At 41.6% G+C, this 12,866-nt stretch carries 17 protein-coding genes and 16 tRNA genes; 28 read left to right on the top strand and 5 right to left on the bottom strand.

The window, feature by feature from the left end; all coding sequences use genetic code 11:
• Nucleotides 1-396 precede the first annotated feature (396 nt).
• Both ACFE93_RS25200 and ACFE93_RS25195 read left to right on the top strand, forming a co-directional pair.
• Nucleotides 397-708: a hypothetical protein gene (locus ACFE93_RS25200; protein ID WP_375477297.1), complete on the top strand. Its 312-nt coding sequence runs from the start codon at nt 397-399 to the stop codon at nt 706-708.
• An 8-nt stretch (nt 709-716) separates the two neighbouring features.
• Entirely contained in the window at nt 717-1,430 is a 714-nt protein-coding gene (locus ACFE93_RS25195; protein WP_375477295.1) for a hypothetical protein, read from the top strand.
• A 37-nt stretch (nt 1,431-1,467) separates the two neighbouring features.
• On the opposite strand, the gene ACFE93_RS25190 is transcribed toward ACFE93_RS25195, so the two are convergent.
• The gene (locus ACFE93_RS25190) at nt 1,468-1,959 is read right to left on the bottom strand and encodes a hypothetical protein (protein ID WP_375477293.1); all 492 of its coding nucleotides are present in this window, start codon (nt 1,957-1,959) and stop codon (nt 1,468-1,470) included.
• Nucleotides 1,960-2,089: 130 nt separating this feature from the next.
• Between ACFE93_RS25190 and ACFE93_RS25185 the strand changes: the two genes are divergently transcribed.
• Nucleotides 2,090-2,536: a hypothetical protein gene (locus ACFE93_RS25185; protein ID WP_375477291.1), complete on the top strand. Its 447-nt coding sequence runs from the start codon at nt 2,090-2,092 to the stop codon at nt 2,534-2,536.
• A 142-nt stretch (nt 2,537-2,678) separates the two neighbouring features.
• Here the strand turns inward: ACFE93_RS25185 and ACFE93_RS25180 are convergent, their stop codons facing one another.
• Entirely contained in the window at nt 2,679-3,056 is a 378-nt protein-coding gene (locus ACFE93_RS25180) for an S-layer homology domain-containing protein (RefSeq protein WP_375477289.1), read from the bottom strand.
• Nucleotides 3,057-3,382: 326 nt separating this feature from the next.
• Between ACFE93_RS25180 and ACFE93_RS25175 the strand changes: the two genes are divergently transcribed.
• The 7 genes from ACFE93_RS25175 to ACFE93_RS25145 all read left to right on the top strand — a co-directional run bounded on the left by ACFE93_RS25175 (nt 3,383) and on the right by ACFE93_RS25145 (nt 7,797).
• The gene (locus ACFE93_RS25175; protein ID WP_069068080.1) at nt 3,383-3,655 is read left to right on the top strand and encodes a GlsB/YeaQ/YmgE family stress response membrane protein; all 273 of its coding nucleotides are present in this window, start codon (nt 3,383-3,385) and stop codon (nt 3,653-3,655) included.
• 222 nt (nt 3,656-3,877) lie between these two features.
• Entirely contained in the window at nt 3,878-4,228 is a 351-nt protein-coding gene (locus ACFE93_RS25170) for a hypothetical protein (protein WP_375477287.1), read from the top strand.
• A 58-nt stretch (nt 4,229-4,286) separates the two neighbouring features.
• Nucleotides 4,287-5,081 (top strand): peroxiredoxin-like family protein, encoded by a 795-nt coding sequence (locus ACFE93_RS25165; RefSeq protein ID WP_375477285.1) that lies wholly within the window; start codon nt 4,287-4,289, stop codon nt 5,079-5,081.
• An 80-nt stretch (nt 5,082-5,161) separates the two neighbouring features.
• Nucleotides 5,162-5,677 carry a hypothetical protein gene (locus ACFE93_RS25160; protein WP_375477283.1) on the top strand — a complete coding sequence of 172 codons (516 nt, stop codon included), beginning with the start codon at nt 5,162-5,164 and terminating at the stop codon, nt 5,675-5,677.
• Nucleotides 5,678-5,887: 210 nt separating this feature from the next.
• Nucleotides 5,888-6,973, top strand: a complete 1,086-nt coding sequence (locus ACFE93_RS25155) for a tyrosine-type recombinase/integrase (protein ID WP_375477281.1) — start codon at nt 5,888-5,890, stop codon at nt 6,971-6,973.
• A 48-nt stretch (nt 6,974-7,021) separates the two neighbouring features.
• Nucleotides 7,022-7,210, top strand: a complete 189-nt coding sequence (locus ACFE93_RS25150) for a hypothetical protein (protein WP_190918978.1) — start codon at nt 7,022-7,024, stop codon at nt 7,208-7,210.
• 359 nt (nt 7,211-7,569) lie between these two features.
• Nucleotides 7,570-7,797 (top strand): hypothetical protein, encoded by a 228-nt coding sequence (locus ACFE93_RS25145; RefSeq protein WP_375477278.1) that lies wholly within the window; start codon nt 7,570-7,572, stop codon nt 7,795-7,797.
• Nucleotides 7,798-8,168: 371 nt separating this feature from the next.
• Here the strand turns inward: ACFE93_RS25145 and ACFE93_RS25140 are convergent, their stop codons facing one another.
• From ACFE93_RS25140 to ACFE93_RS25130, 3 genes are all read right to left on the bottom strand, one after another.
• Nucleotides 8,169-8,651: a hypothetical protein gene (locus ACFE93_RS25140; protein WP_375477276.1), complete on the bottom strand. Its 483-nt coding sequence runs from the start codon at nt 8,649-8,651 to the stop codon at nt 8,169-8,171.
• Nucleotides 8,652-8,732: 81 nt separating this feature from the next.
• Nucleotides 8,733-9,131, bottom strand: coding sequence for a hypothetical protein (locus ACFE93_RS25135; RefSeq protein WP_375466930.1), 399 nt, complete (start codon nt 9,129-9,131; stop codon nt 8,733-8,735).
• A gap of 259 nt (nt 9,132-9,390) precedes the next feature.
• Nucleotides 9,391-9,597 (bottom strand): hypothetical protein, encoded by a 207-nt coding sequence (locus ACFE93_RS25130; RefSeq protein WP_100904372.1) that lies wholly within the window; start codon nt 9,595-9,597, stop codon nt 9,391-9,393.
• Nucleotides 9,598-9,920: 323 nt separating this feature from the next.
• On the opposite strand from ACFE93_RS25130, the gene ACFE93_RS25125 reads away from it, so the two are divergent.
• From ACFE93_RS25125 to ACFE93_RS25040, 18 genes are all read left to right on the top strand, one after another.
• Nucleotides 9,921-10,442 (top strand): N-acetyltransferase, encoded by a 522-nt coding sequence (locus ACFE93_RS25125; protein ID WP_100904371.1) that lies wholly within the window; start codon nt 9,921-9,923, stop codon nt 10,440-10,442.
• 272 nt (nt 10,443-10,714) lie between these two features.
• On the top strand, nt 10,715-11,251 hold the full coding sequence (locus tag ACFE93_RS25120) for an HNH endonuclease (protein WP_375477299.1): 537 nt from the start codon (nt 10,715-10,717) through the stop codon (nt 11,249-11,251).
• Between the two features lie 202 nt (nt 11,252-11,453).
• Nucleotides 11,454-11,531, top strand: a tRNA-Tyr gene (locus ACFE93_RS25115).
• 83 nt (nt 11,532-11,614) lie between these two features.
• Nucleotides 11,615-11,688: transfer RNA gene (locus tag ACFE93_RS25110), tRNA-Arg, on the top strand.
• 6 nt (nt 11,689-11,694) lie between these two features.
• Nucleotides 11,695-11,768: transfer RNA gene (locus ACFE93_RS25105), tRNA-Cys, on the top strand.
• A gap of 5 nt (nt 11,769-11,773) precedes the next feature.
• A tRNA-Ile gene (locus ACFE93_RS25100) sits at nt 11,774-11,848 on the top strand.
• A gap of 3 nt (nt 11,849-11,851) precedes the next feature.
• A tRNA-Trp gene (locus ACFE93_RS25095) sits at nt 11,852-11,922 on the top strand.
• 25 nt (nt 11,923-11,947) lie between these two features.
• Nucleotides 11,948-12,015, top strand: a tRNA-Lys gene (locus ACFE93_RS25090).
• Between the two features lie 34 nt (nt 12,016-12,049).
• Nucleotides 12,050-12,123, top strand: a tRNA-Glu gene (locus ACFE93_RS25085).
• Nucleotides 12,124-12,129: 6 nt separating this feature from the next.
• A tRNA-Tyr gene (locus ACFE93_RS25080) sits at nt 12,130-12,210 on the top strand.
• 4 nt (nt 12,211-12,214) lie between these two features.
• A tRNA-Ser gene (locus ACFE93_RS25075) sits at nt 12,215-12,302 on the top strand.
• Between the two features lie 6 nt (nt 12,303-12,308).
• Nucleotides 12,309-12,382 (top strand) — tRNA-Arg (locus ACFE93_RS25070).
• A 6-nt stretch (nt 12,383-12,388) separates the two neighbouring features.
• Nucleotides 12,389-12,462 (top strand) — tRNA-Phe (locus tag ACFE93_RS25065).
• Between the two features lie 9 nt (nt 12,463-12,471).
• A tRNA-Asn gene (locus ACFE93_RS25060) sits at nt 12,472-12,546 on the top strand.
• Nucleotides 12,547-12,551: 5 nt separating this feature from the next.
• Nucleotides 12,552-12,629: transfer RNA gene (locus ACFE93_RS25055), tRNA-Gln, on the top strand.
• Nucleotides 12,630-12,634: 5 nt separating this feature from the next.
• Nucleotides 12,635-12,707: transfer RNA gene (locus ACFE93_RS25050), tRNA-Gln, on the top strand.
• A gap of 6 nt (nt 12,708-12,713) precedes the next feature.
• A tRNA-Pro gene (locus tag ACFE93_RS25045) sits at nt 12,714-12,787 on the top strand.
• A 5-nt stretch (nt 12,788-12,792) separates the two neighbouring features.
• Nucleotides 12,793-12,865: transfer RNA gene (locus tag ACFE93_RS25040), tRNA-Lys, on the top strand.
• Nucleotide 12,866: the final 1 nt, after the last annotated feature.

The following is a 12,866-nucleotide window of genomic DNA, read 5'->3' as shown; positions in this document are numbered from 1 at the left end:
CCTACCTTAATGGATTAATCTTTGCTCCCTAAATAAAAAGTGGGATGCTCCCCTTAGGGCGAGAGTTGGAATTGATTCTTTAAGAAAAGCAATTAATGGTTCTTTCTTAAGTATGACATCAATTGTAAATGGGAGTAAAGCCAGTCGAGTTAAAATAGATCTTGATGAGCTTCAAAACTCACATGAAGAGACTGAACCTACTCTGAGAGAACTAATTAATAAAGTTCAACCTACACTGGACAAAGGAAGAATATCATTTCGATACAAAAGCAAAAAATATTCATTTATGATAACAAAAACTGGAGGATTAAGATTTTACGAATATGTTCCAGAAGAGATAGTTACGTACATACTCTACACCCTCAACAAAATTAAATAGCTTAGGAGTCTTAAGCTATGTCTAACTCAAATTTAGAGTGTATTAATGAGTATATAGAAAGTCACTATCAAGGTGGTTTGATAGGTATATCCATATTGGTTGACTTTTGCCAACAACCAATGTGGAAAATTTATTCTGCAATTAAAACATTAGAATCACAGGGAAAAGTAAAGATAGTTACAAGATACTTTTGCCCTGAAAGCCATCCTATACCAAATGATAATGTCCCTTTCTGCCCTGCTTGTGACTTACGGTATTCAGAGGTAGACATTGTTACAATTGTATATATCAATCCTATTGTAAATCAACAGGTAAATTATTCCAAATAGATAATCTAATGGATGAATCTAAGATAAAAGAATTTTTAATTGATTTAGAAAAGTTCATAGCTAAAAAAATCAATATTGACTCGTCTGTTGAAAACTCAATTAATTGCTGTAATATGTTTGATGATAACAGGATGTATGAGGATGAAGAAAAATTACTATCTCTAGTATTATCTAGTCGTAATAAAAGTACTAGTCGGAAAATAAATACTACTACCACTGTACAAGGTGACTCTTTAGAAGATTTAATGAAATCTTTGTTTGGAAGGGTAAAATTTATTGATGATGTAAGGATAACTAATAGAGATTTATCTATTGGTCAAGTAGATTTACAATTAACTCCTATTGATGATATAGCGTATAAAATTTTAGGTTTAATTAATGACCAACCGTTAGGTATGATTGGAGAATGCAAGAATTATGCTCCTAGCAATAAAATTAAAAAAGAAGAAATAGAAAAAACTTGTTGGAGAGCTTGCAAATCAGGTTCATTAAGCTTTTTCCTTGGGCAAGAATTTACTTCAGGATCTTTGAAAGAGATAGAAGATTTTAATTTACATAAATCTGATATATGTAAGAAAAATTCTGGAGTTTTTATAGTTCCGCTAAATTTAGAGATGATAAAATCTGTTATTGAGAAAAAGATAAACTTTTGCTATTTTATAAAATGGGCAATTCATCGTTCCAAAAGTCATAATCTTACCCCTTATCTTAGAGATTCTTAGAAGGGATTTATTACACAGTGCGATCGCCCCCTCCCCCCTACAGCTGCTCCATCTTAATCCCCGCCACTTCCATCATTACCGTTGTAATCGGCACAAGCCGCCCCACAGTTGTGTAATAGCTATTCCCCACGGGCGTTGTAGTTGAACGCTCCCGAAACCGCCGCATGGTAATCAAAAACCACTCCCGCGTTTTTGGCATTGGTAGCCTGTACAGTTGGCGAGTATTGACAAAGTAGTAAAATAGCCAATCTGCCTCAGTGTACATAAAGCAGCCGGGGGTTCCCCTCTCTAGGTTGCTGTGGGTTTCAAAGAACAAGTTACGAGTTTTATTCCACCTATCGCCCTTAATCTCAATCAAAATTTGGCTATTCTGCGTTGTCCAGATGAGGTCAATATCGCGGCGCTGGTAATCTGGGTCATTTTCAACATTAACAACGCTAATAGTTTCTGGTTTGGAGAGCAGCCAAGCTTCAATATCAGTAGCAGCAAGGTTTGCTACTTCTAGAGCGTCATGCATGGTGTAGGTCATGGCGTGTATCTCCAGAGCAAGGCATACTTATTATTTCACTTCTATTGCTGAGTGCGTTGGCGTAGCCCGTCCTAGACATCGCCCTCATTAAGAGCGAGTATTTCAGTTAAAAATATTTTTAGAGGAAAAGTTGTACCTCAATAGCGATCGCACTTTCTTGCCCAAGCTAGGCAACGCACCTCATCAAATGGGAACCCTGTTAATAGTTGCGTTTCTCACCGTCATGAAATTCTTAAACTTCCTCAAACCCAAACCAGCCCAGCCAACTATTGATTGCTACGGACAACAAAGTTGCGGTGTAGAGCCAGAGCAGATTCAATCAGTTATGGAATGGCTGTTTGCTAGTTTGCTGAATGCTGGATATTCTGGAAAGTCACACCTAATTTGGTACAACAGCGAGAACCCAGATCCCGCAAGAGAGCAGATGATAAAAAAAGCTATGCGCTCCTGTGAACCAGTTTTCTTGTACCGTTGCGGTGGTAGGATGTCATCGCCGCCTACTGGGTATTACTGGCGAATGATGGACGAATACCCATCAATGCGGATTTATCAGTTAGAGCTTAAAGATGGGGAGTGATGGGGTTTTCAGTTCTGGCCCAAGTGAGAGCGATGTCTGCAACGGGCTGTTTGGTGTCGCTTAGGGTTTCCTCTAAGAATTAAGAGCGATCGCTATAAAGCGGGCGCTTGAGCCATCGCATAAACTAACTGCTGTCGAATACTTATTTTGTAGCAGGTGACGTATCAACTCGCTCGTTGAGTTCTTGAAGTTGTTGATTTAATTCCCTTTGTCGTTTGAGCAAAATTTCTAAATCTTGCTTCGTTGCTAAATCCGCCCTGTTAGCGGGAATAAGTTGATTTAGCCTCTCTAGGCACGTATTTAAGCCAGCAGCGAATTCATTGCGCGTAACTGGGCGCGAACCTTGATATGTGCTATCAGGATACCCAGATAGACAACCTGCCTGGGGAACTGTGTTGCGCCCATCGCTTGGTATTTGTGAAAGACTTTTTGATGGATAAAAAATAATTGTTGCTAGTGCCAAGGTAGTTGTAAAGGTGGCTGAATTTAACAAGCTAGCAATTGAGGACATTTTAAACATTGGTCGCAGCTACAAGCCATTTACTCTTTCACCTTATCAAATTAATATTTGACTTTCAAACTTAGCTTAATTCTTAAAGTAGATGAGATAAATCATTAAAAATGCATATACTGCAATTATCAAGCAATGAATAAACGAAGCTCCTGGTTTTAGACCAACTAGGAGCTTTTTTATTTATTATCCATTTCAGTTATGGGGTATATCACCAGAAGTAACAGCATTCATCCTCAAGGCTATTAATAGTTGATTCTGTTGGTAGATTGAATGTCAATGTTTAGATTGCTATTGTTTATTTGTAAGTAAAAAACGTCTATCGAATTAAAACAATGAATATTCTTGCTTGGATTGTTTTAGGTCTAATTGCTGGTGCTATTGCAAAGGCTATCTACCCCGGTCATCAAGGCGGCGGAATTCTCGGAACAATCTTATTAGGAATTATTGGTGCTTTTGTTGGTGGTAGTTTGGGTGTATTCTTCAGTACAGGAACCTTGACATTAGCCGCTCCCACACTCAGCATTCCCGGTATCGCGGTAGCAGTTCTTGGCGCAATTGTCGCTGTTTTCTTGTGGAACTTGCTAAATCGTCGCAGTGCTGTGTAATCAATTAAATTGGAATTAATTAATAGTAAAAATCAGGGATTCATTTCGCTATATTTTCTCCCTGAATTTAAATTATTTGAATAGCGCCTGCCTGTATTTAGGTGGGTGCTATTCTTTTGTTAGAGTGCGATGCCGTTCCAACGAACGCGAGTAGCGCGTCTGTCTCGCGGAGAGGAAATCGACTCTTGGAGCGATCGCTGTTTTGGGTATTAAACTAGTGCTATGCCGAAACTTCTGATATGCGATCGCTGTCTTCTCTACTCACATGATCCTCACCTCGTCTGTGTCGTTCACCCTGATGGGGTAGACGGTGACAGCTGCCTAGATTTTCGAGAAGACCCCAAAGCTGAAGTAGAGGAGCTATGGCAACCGGAAGGGGCAACCTACTACAACGGCGAACTGATTTTGCAACCACAGCAGCGCTTGACTCAACAGCAACAGCTAGAACTGCTAGATACCCATCCTATGTTTACTGGCAAGTGTCCTCAGTGCCAGCATGAGTTTGACCGCGACTGGTCGGCGCGTGTTCACTGGGATTGCCCGGAATGTGGCTGGATGGATGATACTGTGTAGGAGAAGAGGCTCATTCAAAGCCCTAAAATCATATCTGAAGACTGCTGCTTTGACCTAAATGAACACTCAAACACGCTCCAATTCTCCAGATATTTACTCGATTTTGAGTCTAACTCAACGCTTGCGAGTTAGCGATGGAGAGATTAAACCCGTTTTAGATGGTTGCTCGAATGCATCAAAGTTGCTCATACTTATTTGGTCGCAGTTGGGAGATTTTGATAATTTAGAATACGCTTGGTGGCTGCAAAGAGAAAAAGAAGAGATCAAAGCAAGAGGAATTACAATTCGCGCTATTGGAATTGGAAACCGCAATTCTGGGATCAAGTTTTGTGAATATACGGGATTTCCTCAAGAATGGTTATTTGTGGATGCAAAGGCTGAAATTCACGAGCTTTTACGGCTTTATCGCGGCTTATCTATACAATTTCCTTTGCTATCAAGTTCACAAAAAGCTTGGCTTAATTTAATCTTAATGTGTGCAGGAATTCGTAGTCCTGGAACTCTCAAGGAAGTTTTTCGGGGTTACAAAGGTGATAAAAAAGCTCCTCAGTTAATTGCTGATGAGGAAGTTATCAAGAATACACCTTTACCACCAATAAAAGGTTCGTTTTTCAAAGCTGCTGGAGGAAAAGGCTTTCAGCGTCCTTTTGAACTAGCAACCCTGCGCCTGAGAAACATGACCGAAGTTTTGAGCAACTGGAATACTTATGTACCAGATTCATCTTATTTGACACAACGGGGAGGAACTTTTCTATTTGATTATCAAGGTAAATTAATTTACGAACATCGCGATCGCGGTATTCTTGGTTTTGCCGAAAATATGAGCAATCCCTTATCTTTTTTATACAAGTAATTCATTATCAACGGTTACTTTTGAGCGATCGGATCGCTTTTCATCTATCATCAGTTCATTGCTATCAAAATTGATATCAAATGGCTGACCAAAAGACCCCACCAAGCGAGATGATTCGCGTCCCTACTGCTTTAATTCCAGCAGTCAGAGAACTATCGCGGCTGCATCGCCAAGGACATACAATTGCCTTGCAGCAAGGCTTAGAGGAATTAATATCTAAGTTTGATAGCAATATTGATATCGATGTTGCCCCAAGCAGCAAATCGGTTTTGCAGTTGGAGAAGAAGCTGGAAAGCAAGCTCGACGTAATGACCAAAAAGCTGGAACTCATCGAACGGGCTATTTCATCAAATAGATACAACAGTCAAGCTAGACCTCGAAAACAAGCGCACCCGTACCAACAGCCCCAAGTCGAACTGCTTGCATTACCTCCTGAAAATCTAGCACCGCGACTAGGTTTAAGTCCGTCGAGCCTAGCACCGGAACGAGAAAAACTCACTACCAAAGAATTTATCAGTTGGACTCGTAACCGTGACCCCAGAGGCATAGGTTGGGAATGGAATGCAAAAGACGGACTTTACCATCCAGTGAAATAAACAATTTGGCGCAACCTTTGGCTAATTAATTGTGCTTAAAGTTATGAGGCACAGTGCCGCTTCATACTACCTTATCGCTTCAAGCAACTTCAATGTGGCTTATAAGGCAATACCCGCATATCCACTGCATTGTCGTAGAATATAAAAGCTTCCTGAAACCGCACTTCCAGGAAGCTATATATTTATCTGAGTGTAATTCTTATTTCCTAGATGGATATTACTAATATTGAGATTAGCTCTGTAGAAATTCTGCCTCCTACTCCCCAACCAAGTGTAATTAAAAACACTAATCCTCAAGTTACGCCGGAGTTGGTTGAGGAGGTAATTCGGCAATATTATTACCGCACGCCTGCGGTTGCTAATGATGAGGAATTAATTTTGGCTTGGGCTGGAAGCCAAAACCGCGAACAAACTAAGCGAAAATACTATCAATTTGGTCAAAAATTACTCGAATGGGTACGGGATCAAGGTATACCTGATTTGCGTTTGATTCAGCAACCATTGTTACTAGAATTTATTGCTTCCTGGGGTGAGGTTTCCCCTTATACTAAAACGAACCGAGTGCTGATATTGCGATCGCTCTGGAGTTATGGGAGTGGGGAGAGTATTGGCTATTTTTTGCGGAATATTGCAAGTACGATAAATTACGATAATTTCAGTGAGTTACCGAAGGCAGAGCGGTATCTCGAAGATTGGGAAATGGAGAAGCTTGCTGATGCTGCCAAGCAGTTAGGGGGGCAGTATTGGCTAGTTTTTAACTTGATTTTTTATAGTGGGATGCGGGTTGGTGAAGTTGGTAGAGTAACAGTTCCGGGTGACGAACCAAGGTTACCCAAGGAAGATTATCCGGGCTTGTATTGGCGCGATTTTAAATGGCAGTTTGACCCAACGCCGGAGGATAGACAACGGGGGTATTACACAATTAAGTTTTGGGGTAAGGGTGGGAAGTACCGGGAGATTGGCTTAGACCACGAGACTTCTAAATTACTTAAAAAGTATCGGGGTATGGCTAGTGATAAGATGCCCGTGTTCCCGAATGTCTCACCTGATCCAGCAAAAAGGGGGTTGCCGTTGAGCGACCGAGCCATAAAACAGCTAATTCAGGATATCTCCCTTGTGGCGAAGGTGAAGTTTTCCTGTCACTGGCTAAGGCATTCTCATGCAACGAGGGCGGTGGAAATTAAGCCACTGTTTCAGGTGCAAGACCAGTTAGGACAGAAGAAAAGCGATACTACCAAGGGGTATGTAAGAGTGAAGAAGGATGCAGGAACGGGTACAGTGCTGCCGAGGTTTTGATTAGATAATCTTGTCGCTACTTGTTCTTATTTAACTGATAGAGGTGCGATGGCAGTGGGCGAATGTCAGACTATCTGCAATGATTGTGCTTTTCATGCCTTAGTAGAAGGAGCGATAGAGTGCATTCACCCTGACGAATTTGGGGTTAATTGTTCTACCGTCATTTTCTGCAATTCATTTGAGCCAGCACTCATAATTGACAGTCCTTGCGTGACATACGGCAATGATGAAGAATAGGCTTTTGCGCTGCTATTTATATTACAATTGGTCAAGCCTCAGTTGCATTACAAGCAATGACGTTTACCCATTCTCTGTACCCAGACAATTGGTCAGAACTTGCCACTGCAATTAAGCAACAAGCCCAGTGGCGTTGTCAAAAGTGCGGGTTACAGTGCATACCCCCTGGTGAAAAAACATCAGAGATTACACGTTCAAAACGCAGAGTGTACACCCTACAGGTGCATCATTGGGACAGAAATCCAGCAAATAACCACAGAGGCAACCTTATAGCTCTTTGCAGTGGTTGTCACCTTTTATACCATAGAGGTGGGAAATCAAATGTAACACCTGGGCAGTTATCTTTGTGGTAGGTAAGTATGGACGATACTCAAGAACTAATCGCAATTCAGCAAGAACTAGAGCAAATCAGCGATCGCCTAAGAAAGATTTTTCCACAAACTCATCCCCAATTTGATGACGTTTTTGAAGATATTGGCGCGGCTGGATATTATATGCGTGAGGCTGGCTATCGTTTGGAATCAGTTCTTCAAACCGTGCAACGTGATAGCGACGTTCGAGCTTCTGAAGAAACTGAAATTGAGTAAAATTTCCTATCCTCAGACAAAGCCAGCGCTCAAAGACTAAGGGATATCCGCAGACGGGAGCAACTACGAGTAAGTTGGGGGTGCGTAGTTTACCGCCGTAGGCATCGCTCCACCATTTTTCTTAGAGGATAGGAAGCGATCGCTCTTAAACCAAAAAACCCAGTTGGGATGACTGGGCTTTTGATGGGGTTATATTCCCCTGCATATTAGTTATAGAAGTTATTTATAAGTCGCTGTTCTAATAAGGACTACACCGCCTAGATTAGGAATTCCAGAAAATTTGAGTGCCATTGTGCTGTTATTCCTCGCTTTTTGGATGGACAAGCCGTTACGCGTCTTGGCTCCCTGTCTCACTTGACTCTAAGAAAGTCCTAATAAACTTTTGGTGGCCTGCCTAAAGTACACCACCATAAACCGTTTTTATCAACTACATACCTGTCATATTTGATGTGATAAATCTTGCGATTAAGATTTACTGCAATCGCAAAGCCATATTTAAATTTATTTTCGATAACTAATAACTCATTACCTACTGTATAAAAATCATAATGTTCACCTCTATGATATGGAAAGTTTTCGGCTTCTGCATATCCATATTTTCTCATTTCTTGAGCAAAGGTCTTTTCATGATAATTATAAGGTAAAAATAACTTTACTTCTGTACATCTATCTTCAATTAGTAATGGAATCTCCCAAGCCTCACAAACCCCAACACAGTATTCTCTGTTAGGGCATTTCCACCATGAATAACAATCAAATTCATTATGTTTACCAAATTTTGTTTGTTCACCAAATTCTGTACACTCTAGCCCAAGAGGGCATTCTGGATACATATCAGGTGTTAATTCTTTCATTACAAGCGTTTACGTACTGTCTTTTATCTGGCTCTTTAAAAGTCATAATATTCAAATAAATACCAATAATATGGTTTTACATTAACAGTAATTTTGTAATAAAGGATAAAGCTCTGCTGCAATTATCTCGAATTGTTCACCATCTGGATAGGGACAAGCAATTTCTTCTCCATCTTCATTGCTCCAATATTTAGTATTGTAATCAAAAGTTAATATCGCTCCTCGCCACCATGCAGATAGGGAGAGCCGATTGTTTCCATAACCAACTGTGAAATCTATTTTTTTATCACGGTAAAAATCATCAGTTGGATTTGATGGGCGGTTGCGTGAGCTAACAAATTCCTCTGTATAGTATCCTTGGAATTCAATATCAATAAAATTATTTACAATTTTATAAATTAGCTTGAACCGCCTGTGTGCATAGTGCTGTGCAGCAATTTGAAATACTGCTAGTTCAAGTTCTAGTGGTAGTGTTTGCATCGTTTTTAAGTACTTACAGTTTTTATATTATACCTTTATAAGGTATGTGAATACTCCTTCATTTTCTTAGAGGATAAGGAGCGATCACCAGTAATTCAATTCTGCCCAATATTATTAATATCTTCTTCCCAAACGATAAATTTTATATTTCCCATCTTTTTAAAAAACTCATATTCTAATAAAAAAAGGGTGTCATCTGGTAAAAGTCTCAGCCAAATTTTAATTACTATTTTCATGTTTTTAGATGTAAAACATCGCACTAATCATTAACTAAAAAGTGGTTATCTGATTTACAAAATATTAGCTCACATCCAAACTCAACAACATACACCTTTGTTAATTCAAACTTTTCTGACCTTTCAGTAAATAAACAAGTAACTGTTTTTTCTTCTTCTCTGCCAGAATTACAATATTTAAATGTTCCTGTAATAACTCTAGATTTTGTGGGCTTGTCTTCATCCATCATATTTCTCCATTTATTAGAGGAAATTGTAGGGCGATCGCTTTACAACTTTATTCAGTGTTGGATATGTCGGGCTTATTGTCAAAAGCAGTTATGTAGCTTGCGTTAATACTGGTTAAAGTAAGCGATTGCTCTCCTCACTATACGGTTCACACTTGACAATATTTAAGGGTGCGATCGCTCACTGTACTGTGAAAAGCTCAATTCTAAAAGCCTTGCTGGGACTAAGTTTTAGATGATTAATTTCCTTTTTCCTGGTTTATATCGATTAATTAGACTTGGTACTATAGTTTTGAAAAATAAATTGTGATTAAAGGGGAATATGAATGGCGATTGCTATTCGACAAGCTCGTAACGACGAACTTGAAGCGCTGATTCCGATACTACTGTTGGCAGAACAATCGGAGCGTGCGCTGCGATGGGGACTTGCTAACCTCGTCGATGCTGTATATCGCATGGACGACAGCGAACACTTGGTTGGTGCAGCAACCATGAAATGGCGCAGCGACCCCTGCGAAATTATGGAACTTGGTATAGCCCCTGAGTTTCAAAGGCAAGGTTTAGGTAAAGAGTTCGTTGCTTGGTTGATTCAAGAGGCGAGGCAACGCGGCAAGAGACAGATACTCGTCGGCACGTCTAATTCAAGTATCGCCAACATTGCTTTTTATCAAAAGTGCGGATTTCGGATGGATCATGTGCGCCAGGACTACTTTTGGTATTTACCTGAGCCAAGCTACGAAAACAGCATTCAGATTCAGGACTTGCTCGTATTTCGTTTCGATTTGGTGCCATCCTCAACTAGGAAAAACAAACTGAAAGAGGAAAAGCAAATTAGGTATGAAAACTAAGGGTAGAATTAGTTCTTCGGGATGAAGAGGGAGAATGGCAGCAATAATGGTTCCCACTTAAATCTGCCTGCTCACCGAAAAATTTACACGGAAAATTGCAGCGTGAAAATATTTTTGAAGCGATTACCGGATGGCTGAATCTAGATCAACTTATCCAAAGCGGGAGGTGCAAATGTCTTACAGCACCAACATAGGGCAAAAAGTATCAACTATCTGACCCCCGCTCCTGAATCTCAGAGGCGGGGGTTGTTTTTTGAGGAGTGAATCAAGGTATGCAAGCTCAACAGCAAAGTCAGCAACCACATATATTACAAAATTCGGTGGTGGTGTTCTCTAAGAACTACCTACCACTGGCACGTATCAACATCAAACGAGCAATCGTGCTGTTAGTTACTGGTCAGGCTGAGTCGTTGGATTTTGGCAGTACAAAGCAGTGGGAAGTTCGTTCACCCAGCATCGTACTACAAGTTCCCGAACATATTCGCTTGACCGTTGGTAATCCCGAACGGCATTGGAAAATACCACCTGTAAATCGGCGTGAGGTACTCAAGCGAGACAACCACACCTGCCAATACTGCGGTAGCACCAAGCATCTGACCCTTGACCATGTAATACCCCGCTCAAAAGGTGGGCAGCACAGTTGGGACAACGTTGTAACTGCGTGTGAGAAGTGTAATTCAATCAAGAGCGATCGCTTACTACATGAAGCTGGAATGGTACTCAAAAGCAAGCCTAAAGCTCCAATTCATCCAGCAGTCGGATTTGCTGAACAGTTTTGGAACGCACAACGCATGAATGAGAACGAGTAATTTACTTCAATCCTAGTCAGAGAGGGCAATAAGCTCGATTACGTAACACTGCCCTCTCAGTTCTTTCAAAAAGTTTGTAGTATGCCCTTGACATTTTGTAATACATTATGTAGTATAAATGTAGTAAAGCACTACAGCCTCTCAAAAAGGCATAGCGCAAACACTTCTGAACCATGAAAACTAAATAATTGCCATCCAACGTGGGGGTGTAGCTTAGTCCGGTTTAAAGCAGTCGCTGTATTCGTGCGAAAGATCGTGAGTTCAAATCTCATCATCCCCGTGTAGCCTTGTGGACAAATAGACAAGTCGCTTTGATTCTCAGTCAAGGAGAAGCGGGTGCAACTCCCGTCAAGGCTTCCAAATGAGGATGTAACTCAGTCGGAAAGAGCGCTTGTTTCCGAGGCAAGTGGTCACAGGTTCGATTCCTGTCGTCCTCGTAGTATGTCCAGGTCGCCTAATGGTAGGGTGTTGGTCTGCAAAACCGACTGTGCGAGTTCAATTCTCGCCCTGGACTCCAAACGTTGCAGTGTAGCTTAACGGCAAAGCCCCAAGCTCATAACTTGGTATATGCGAGTTCGACTCTCGCCACTGCTACCAAATGCACAGATGGTGTAATGGCAACACCACACTCTCCAAAACTGTTGTTCTGGGTTCAAGTCCTAGTCTGTGCGTTGCCGTGTCCTAATCGAAAAAGCTTACATACTAGCCGAATGGTAAGGCAACTGTCTCTTAAACAGTCTATGCAGGTTCAATTCCTGTGTGTGAATCAACAGCTTTTTCAACTTACATGGCATACATGGTGCAGAAGCGAAGTGGCCGAGCGGCACGTCTTTCAAGCGTGTAATTAGCGGGTTCAAGTCCCGTCTGCACTACCTTTTGGGTCGGCTCACCTATTGGTGTAGGTAACGGTCTGTAAAACCGCCGCGTTTGCGTTGCTGGTTCAATTCCAGCCCGGCCCATTATGGAGAGATTGCTATTGGCAGGGCAAGCTGTTTGCTAAACAGTTGTGAGATTCATCATCTCACTGTGGGTTCAACTCCCTCTCTCTCCGCCTTATGAGAACGTGGTGTAACTGGATAACACATCAGTCTACGAAACTGAAAAGTGAAGGTTCAAGTCCTTCCGTTCTCGCCTTACCCCCTGGTAGCTCAGTTGGTAGTAGCGCCTGTTTGAAGAACAGGAGGTCGTCAGTTCGATACTGACCTGGGGGACTGGCACATTGCCCCATAGCTCAATGGCAGAGCAACGCGCTGTTAACGCGGGGGTTGTAGGTTCAAGTCCTACTGGGGCAGCCATTCATTGCCGAGTGGACGACTGGGAAAGTCGCGCTCGTCTCTGAATCATAGAGATGTTGGTTCAACTCCAACCTCGGCAGCCAATTATTGCCCTGTGGTGTAACTGGCAACATCCCTCGCTTTGAACGAGGAGATTCCAGGTTCAAATCCTGGCAGGGCAGTATTATCCGGGTGTGGTGTAGCTTGGCAGCACTCCTGTTTTGGGAACAGGCGGTCGTAGGTTCAAATCCTACCACTCGGATTCGTGGGTCGTTAGCTCAATGGCTAGAGTTCCCGCCTTTTAAGCGGAGTGATCAGAGTTCGAGTCTCTGGCGACCCAC

Source organism: uncultured Nostoc sp., from assembly GCF_964247315.1.
Taxonomy (GTDB): domain Bacteria; phylum Cyanobacteriota; class Cyanobacteriia; order Cyanobacteriales; family Nostocaceae; genus Nostoc.
Note: the sequence above shows the minus strand (reverse complement) of the source record. Positions and strands in the feature narration are given on the sequence as shown.

Coding starts and splice junctions, on each gene's coding strand:
- ACFE93_RS25200 (WP_375477297.1), top strand. CDS start 397: ATGTCTAACTCAAATTTAGAGTGTATTAATGAGTATATAGAAAGTCAC.
- ACFE93_RS25195 (WP_375477295.1), top strand. CDS start 717: ATGGATGAATCTAAGATAAAAGAATTTTTAATTGATTTAGAAAAGTTC.
- ACFE93_RS25190 (WP_375477293.1), bottom strand. CDS start 1,959: ATGACCTACACCATGCATGACGCTCTAGAAGTAGCAAACCTTGCTGCT.
- ACFE93_RS25180 (WP_375477289.1), bottom strand. CDS start 3,056: ATGTTTAAAATGTCCTCAATTGCTAGCTTGTTAAATTCAGCCACCTTT.
- ACFE93_RS25175 (WP_069068080.1), top strand. CDS start 3,383: ATGAATATTCTTGCTTGGATTGTTTTAGGTCTAATTGCTGGTGCTATT.
- ACFE93_RS25170 (WP_375477287.1), top strand. CDS start 3,878: ATGCCGAAACTTCTGATATGCGATCGCTGTCTTCTCTACTCACATGAT.
- ACFE93_RS25165 (WP_375477285.1), top strand. CDS start 4,287: ATGAACACTCAAACACGCTCCAATTCTCCAGATATTTACTCGATTTTG.
- ACFE93_RS25160 (WP_375477283.1), top strand. CDS start 5,162: ATGGCTGACCAAAAGACCCCACCAAGCGAGATGATTCGCGTCCCTACT.
- ACFE93_RS25155 (WP_375477281.1), top strand. CDS start 5,888: ATGGATATTACTAATATTGAGATTAGCTCTGTAGAAATTCTGCCTCCT.
- ACFE93_RS25150 (WP_190918978.1), top strand. CDS start 7,022: ATGGCAGTGGGCGAATGTCAGACTATCTGCAATGATTGTGCTTTTCAT.
- ACFE93_RS25145 (WP_375477278.1), top strand. CDS start 7,570: ATGGACGATACTCAAGAACTAATCGCAATTCAGCAAGAACTAGAGCAA.
- ACFE93_RS25140 (WP_375477276.1), bottom strand. CDS start 8,651: ATGAAAGAATTAACACCTGATATGTATCCAGAATGCCCTCTTGGGCTA.
- ACFE93_RS25135 (WP_375466930.1), bottom strand. CDS start 9,131: ATGCAAACACTACCACTAGAACTTGAACTAGCAGTATTTCAAATTGCT.
- ACFE93_RS25130 (WP_100904372.1), bottom strand. CDS start 9,597: ATGATGGATGAAGACAAGCCCACAAAATCTAGAGTTATTACAGGAACA.
- ACFE93_RS25125 (WP_100904371.1), top strand. CDS start 9,921: ATGGCGATTGCTATTCGACAAGCTCGTAACGACGAACTTGAAGCGCTG.
- ACFE93_RS25120 (WP_375477299.1), top strand. CDS start 10,715: ATGCAAGCTCAACAGCAAAGTCAGCAACCACATATATTACAAAATTCG.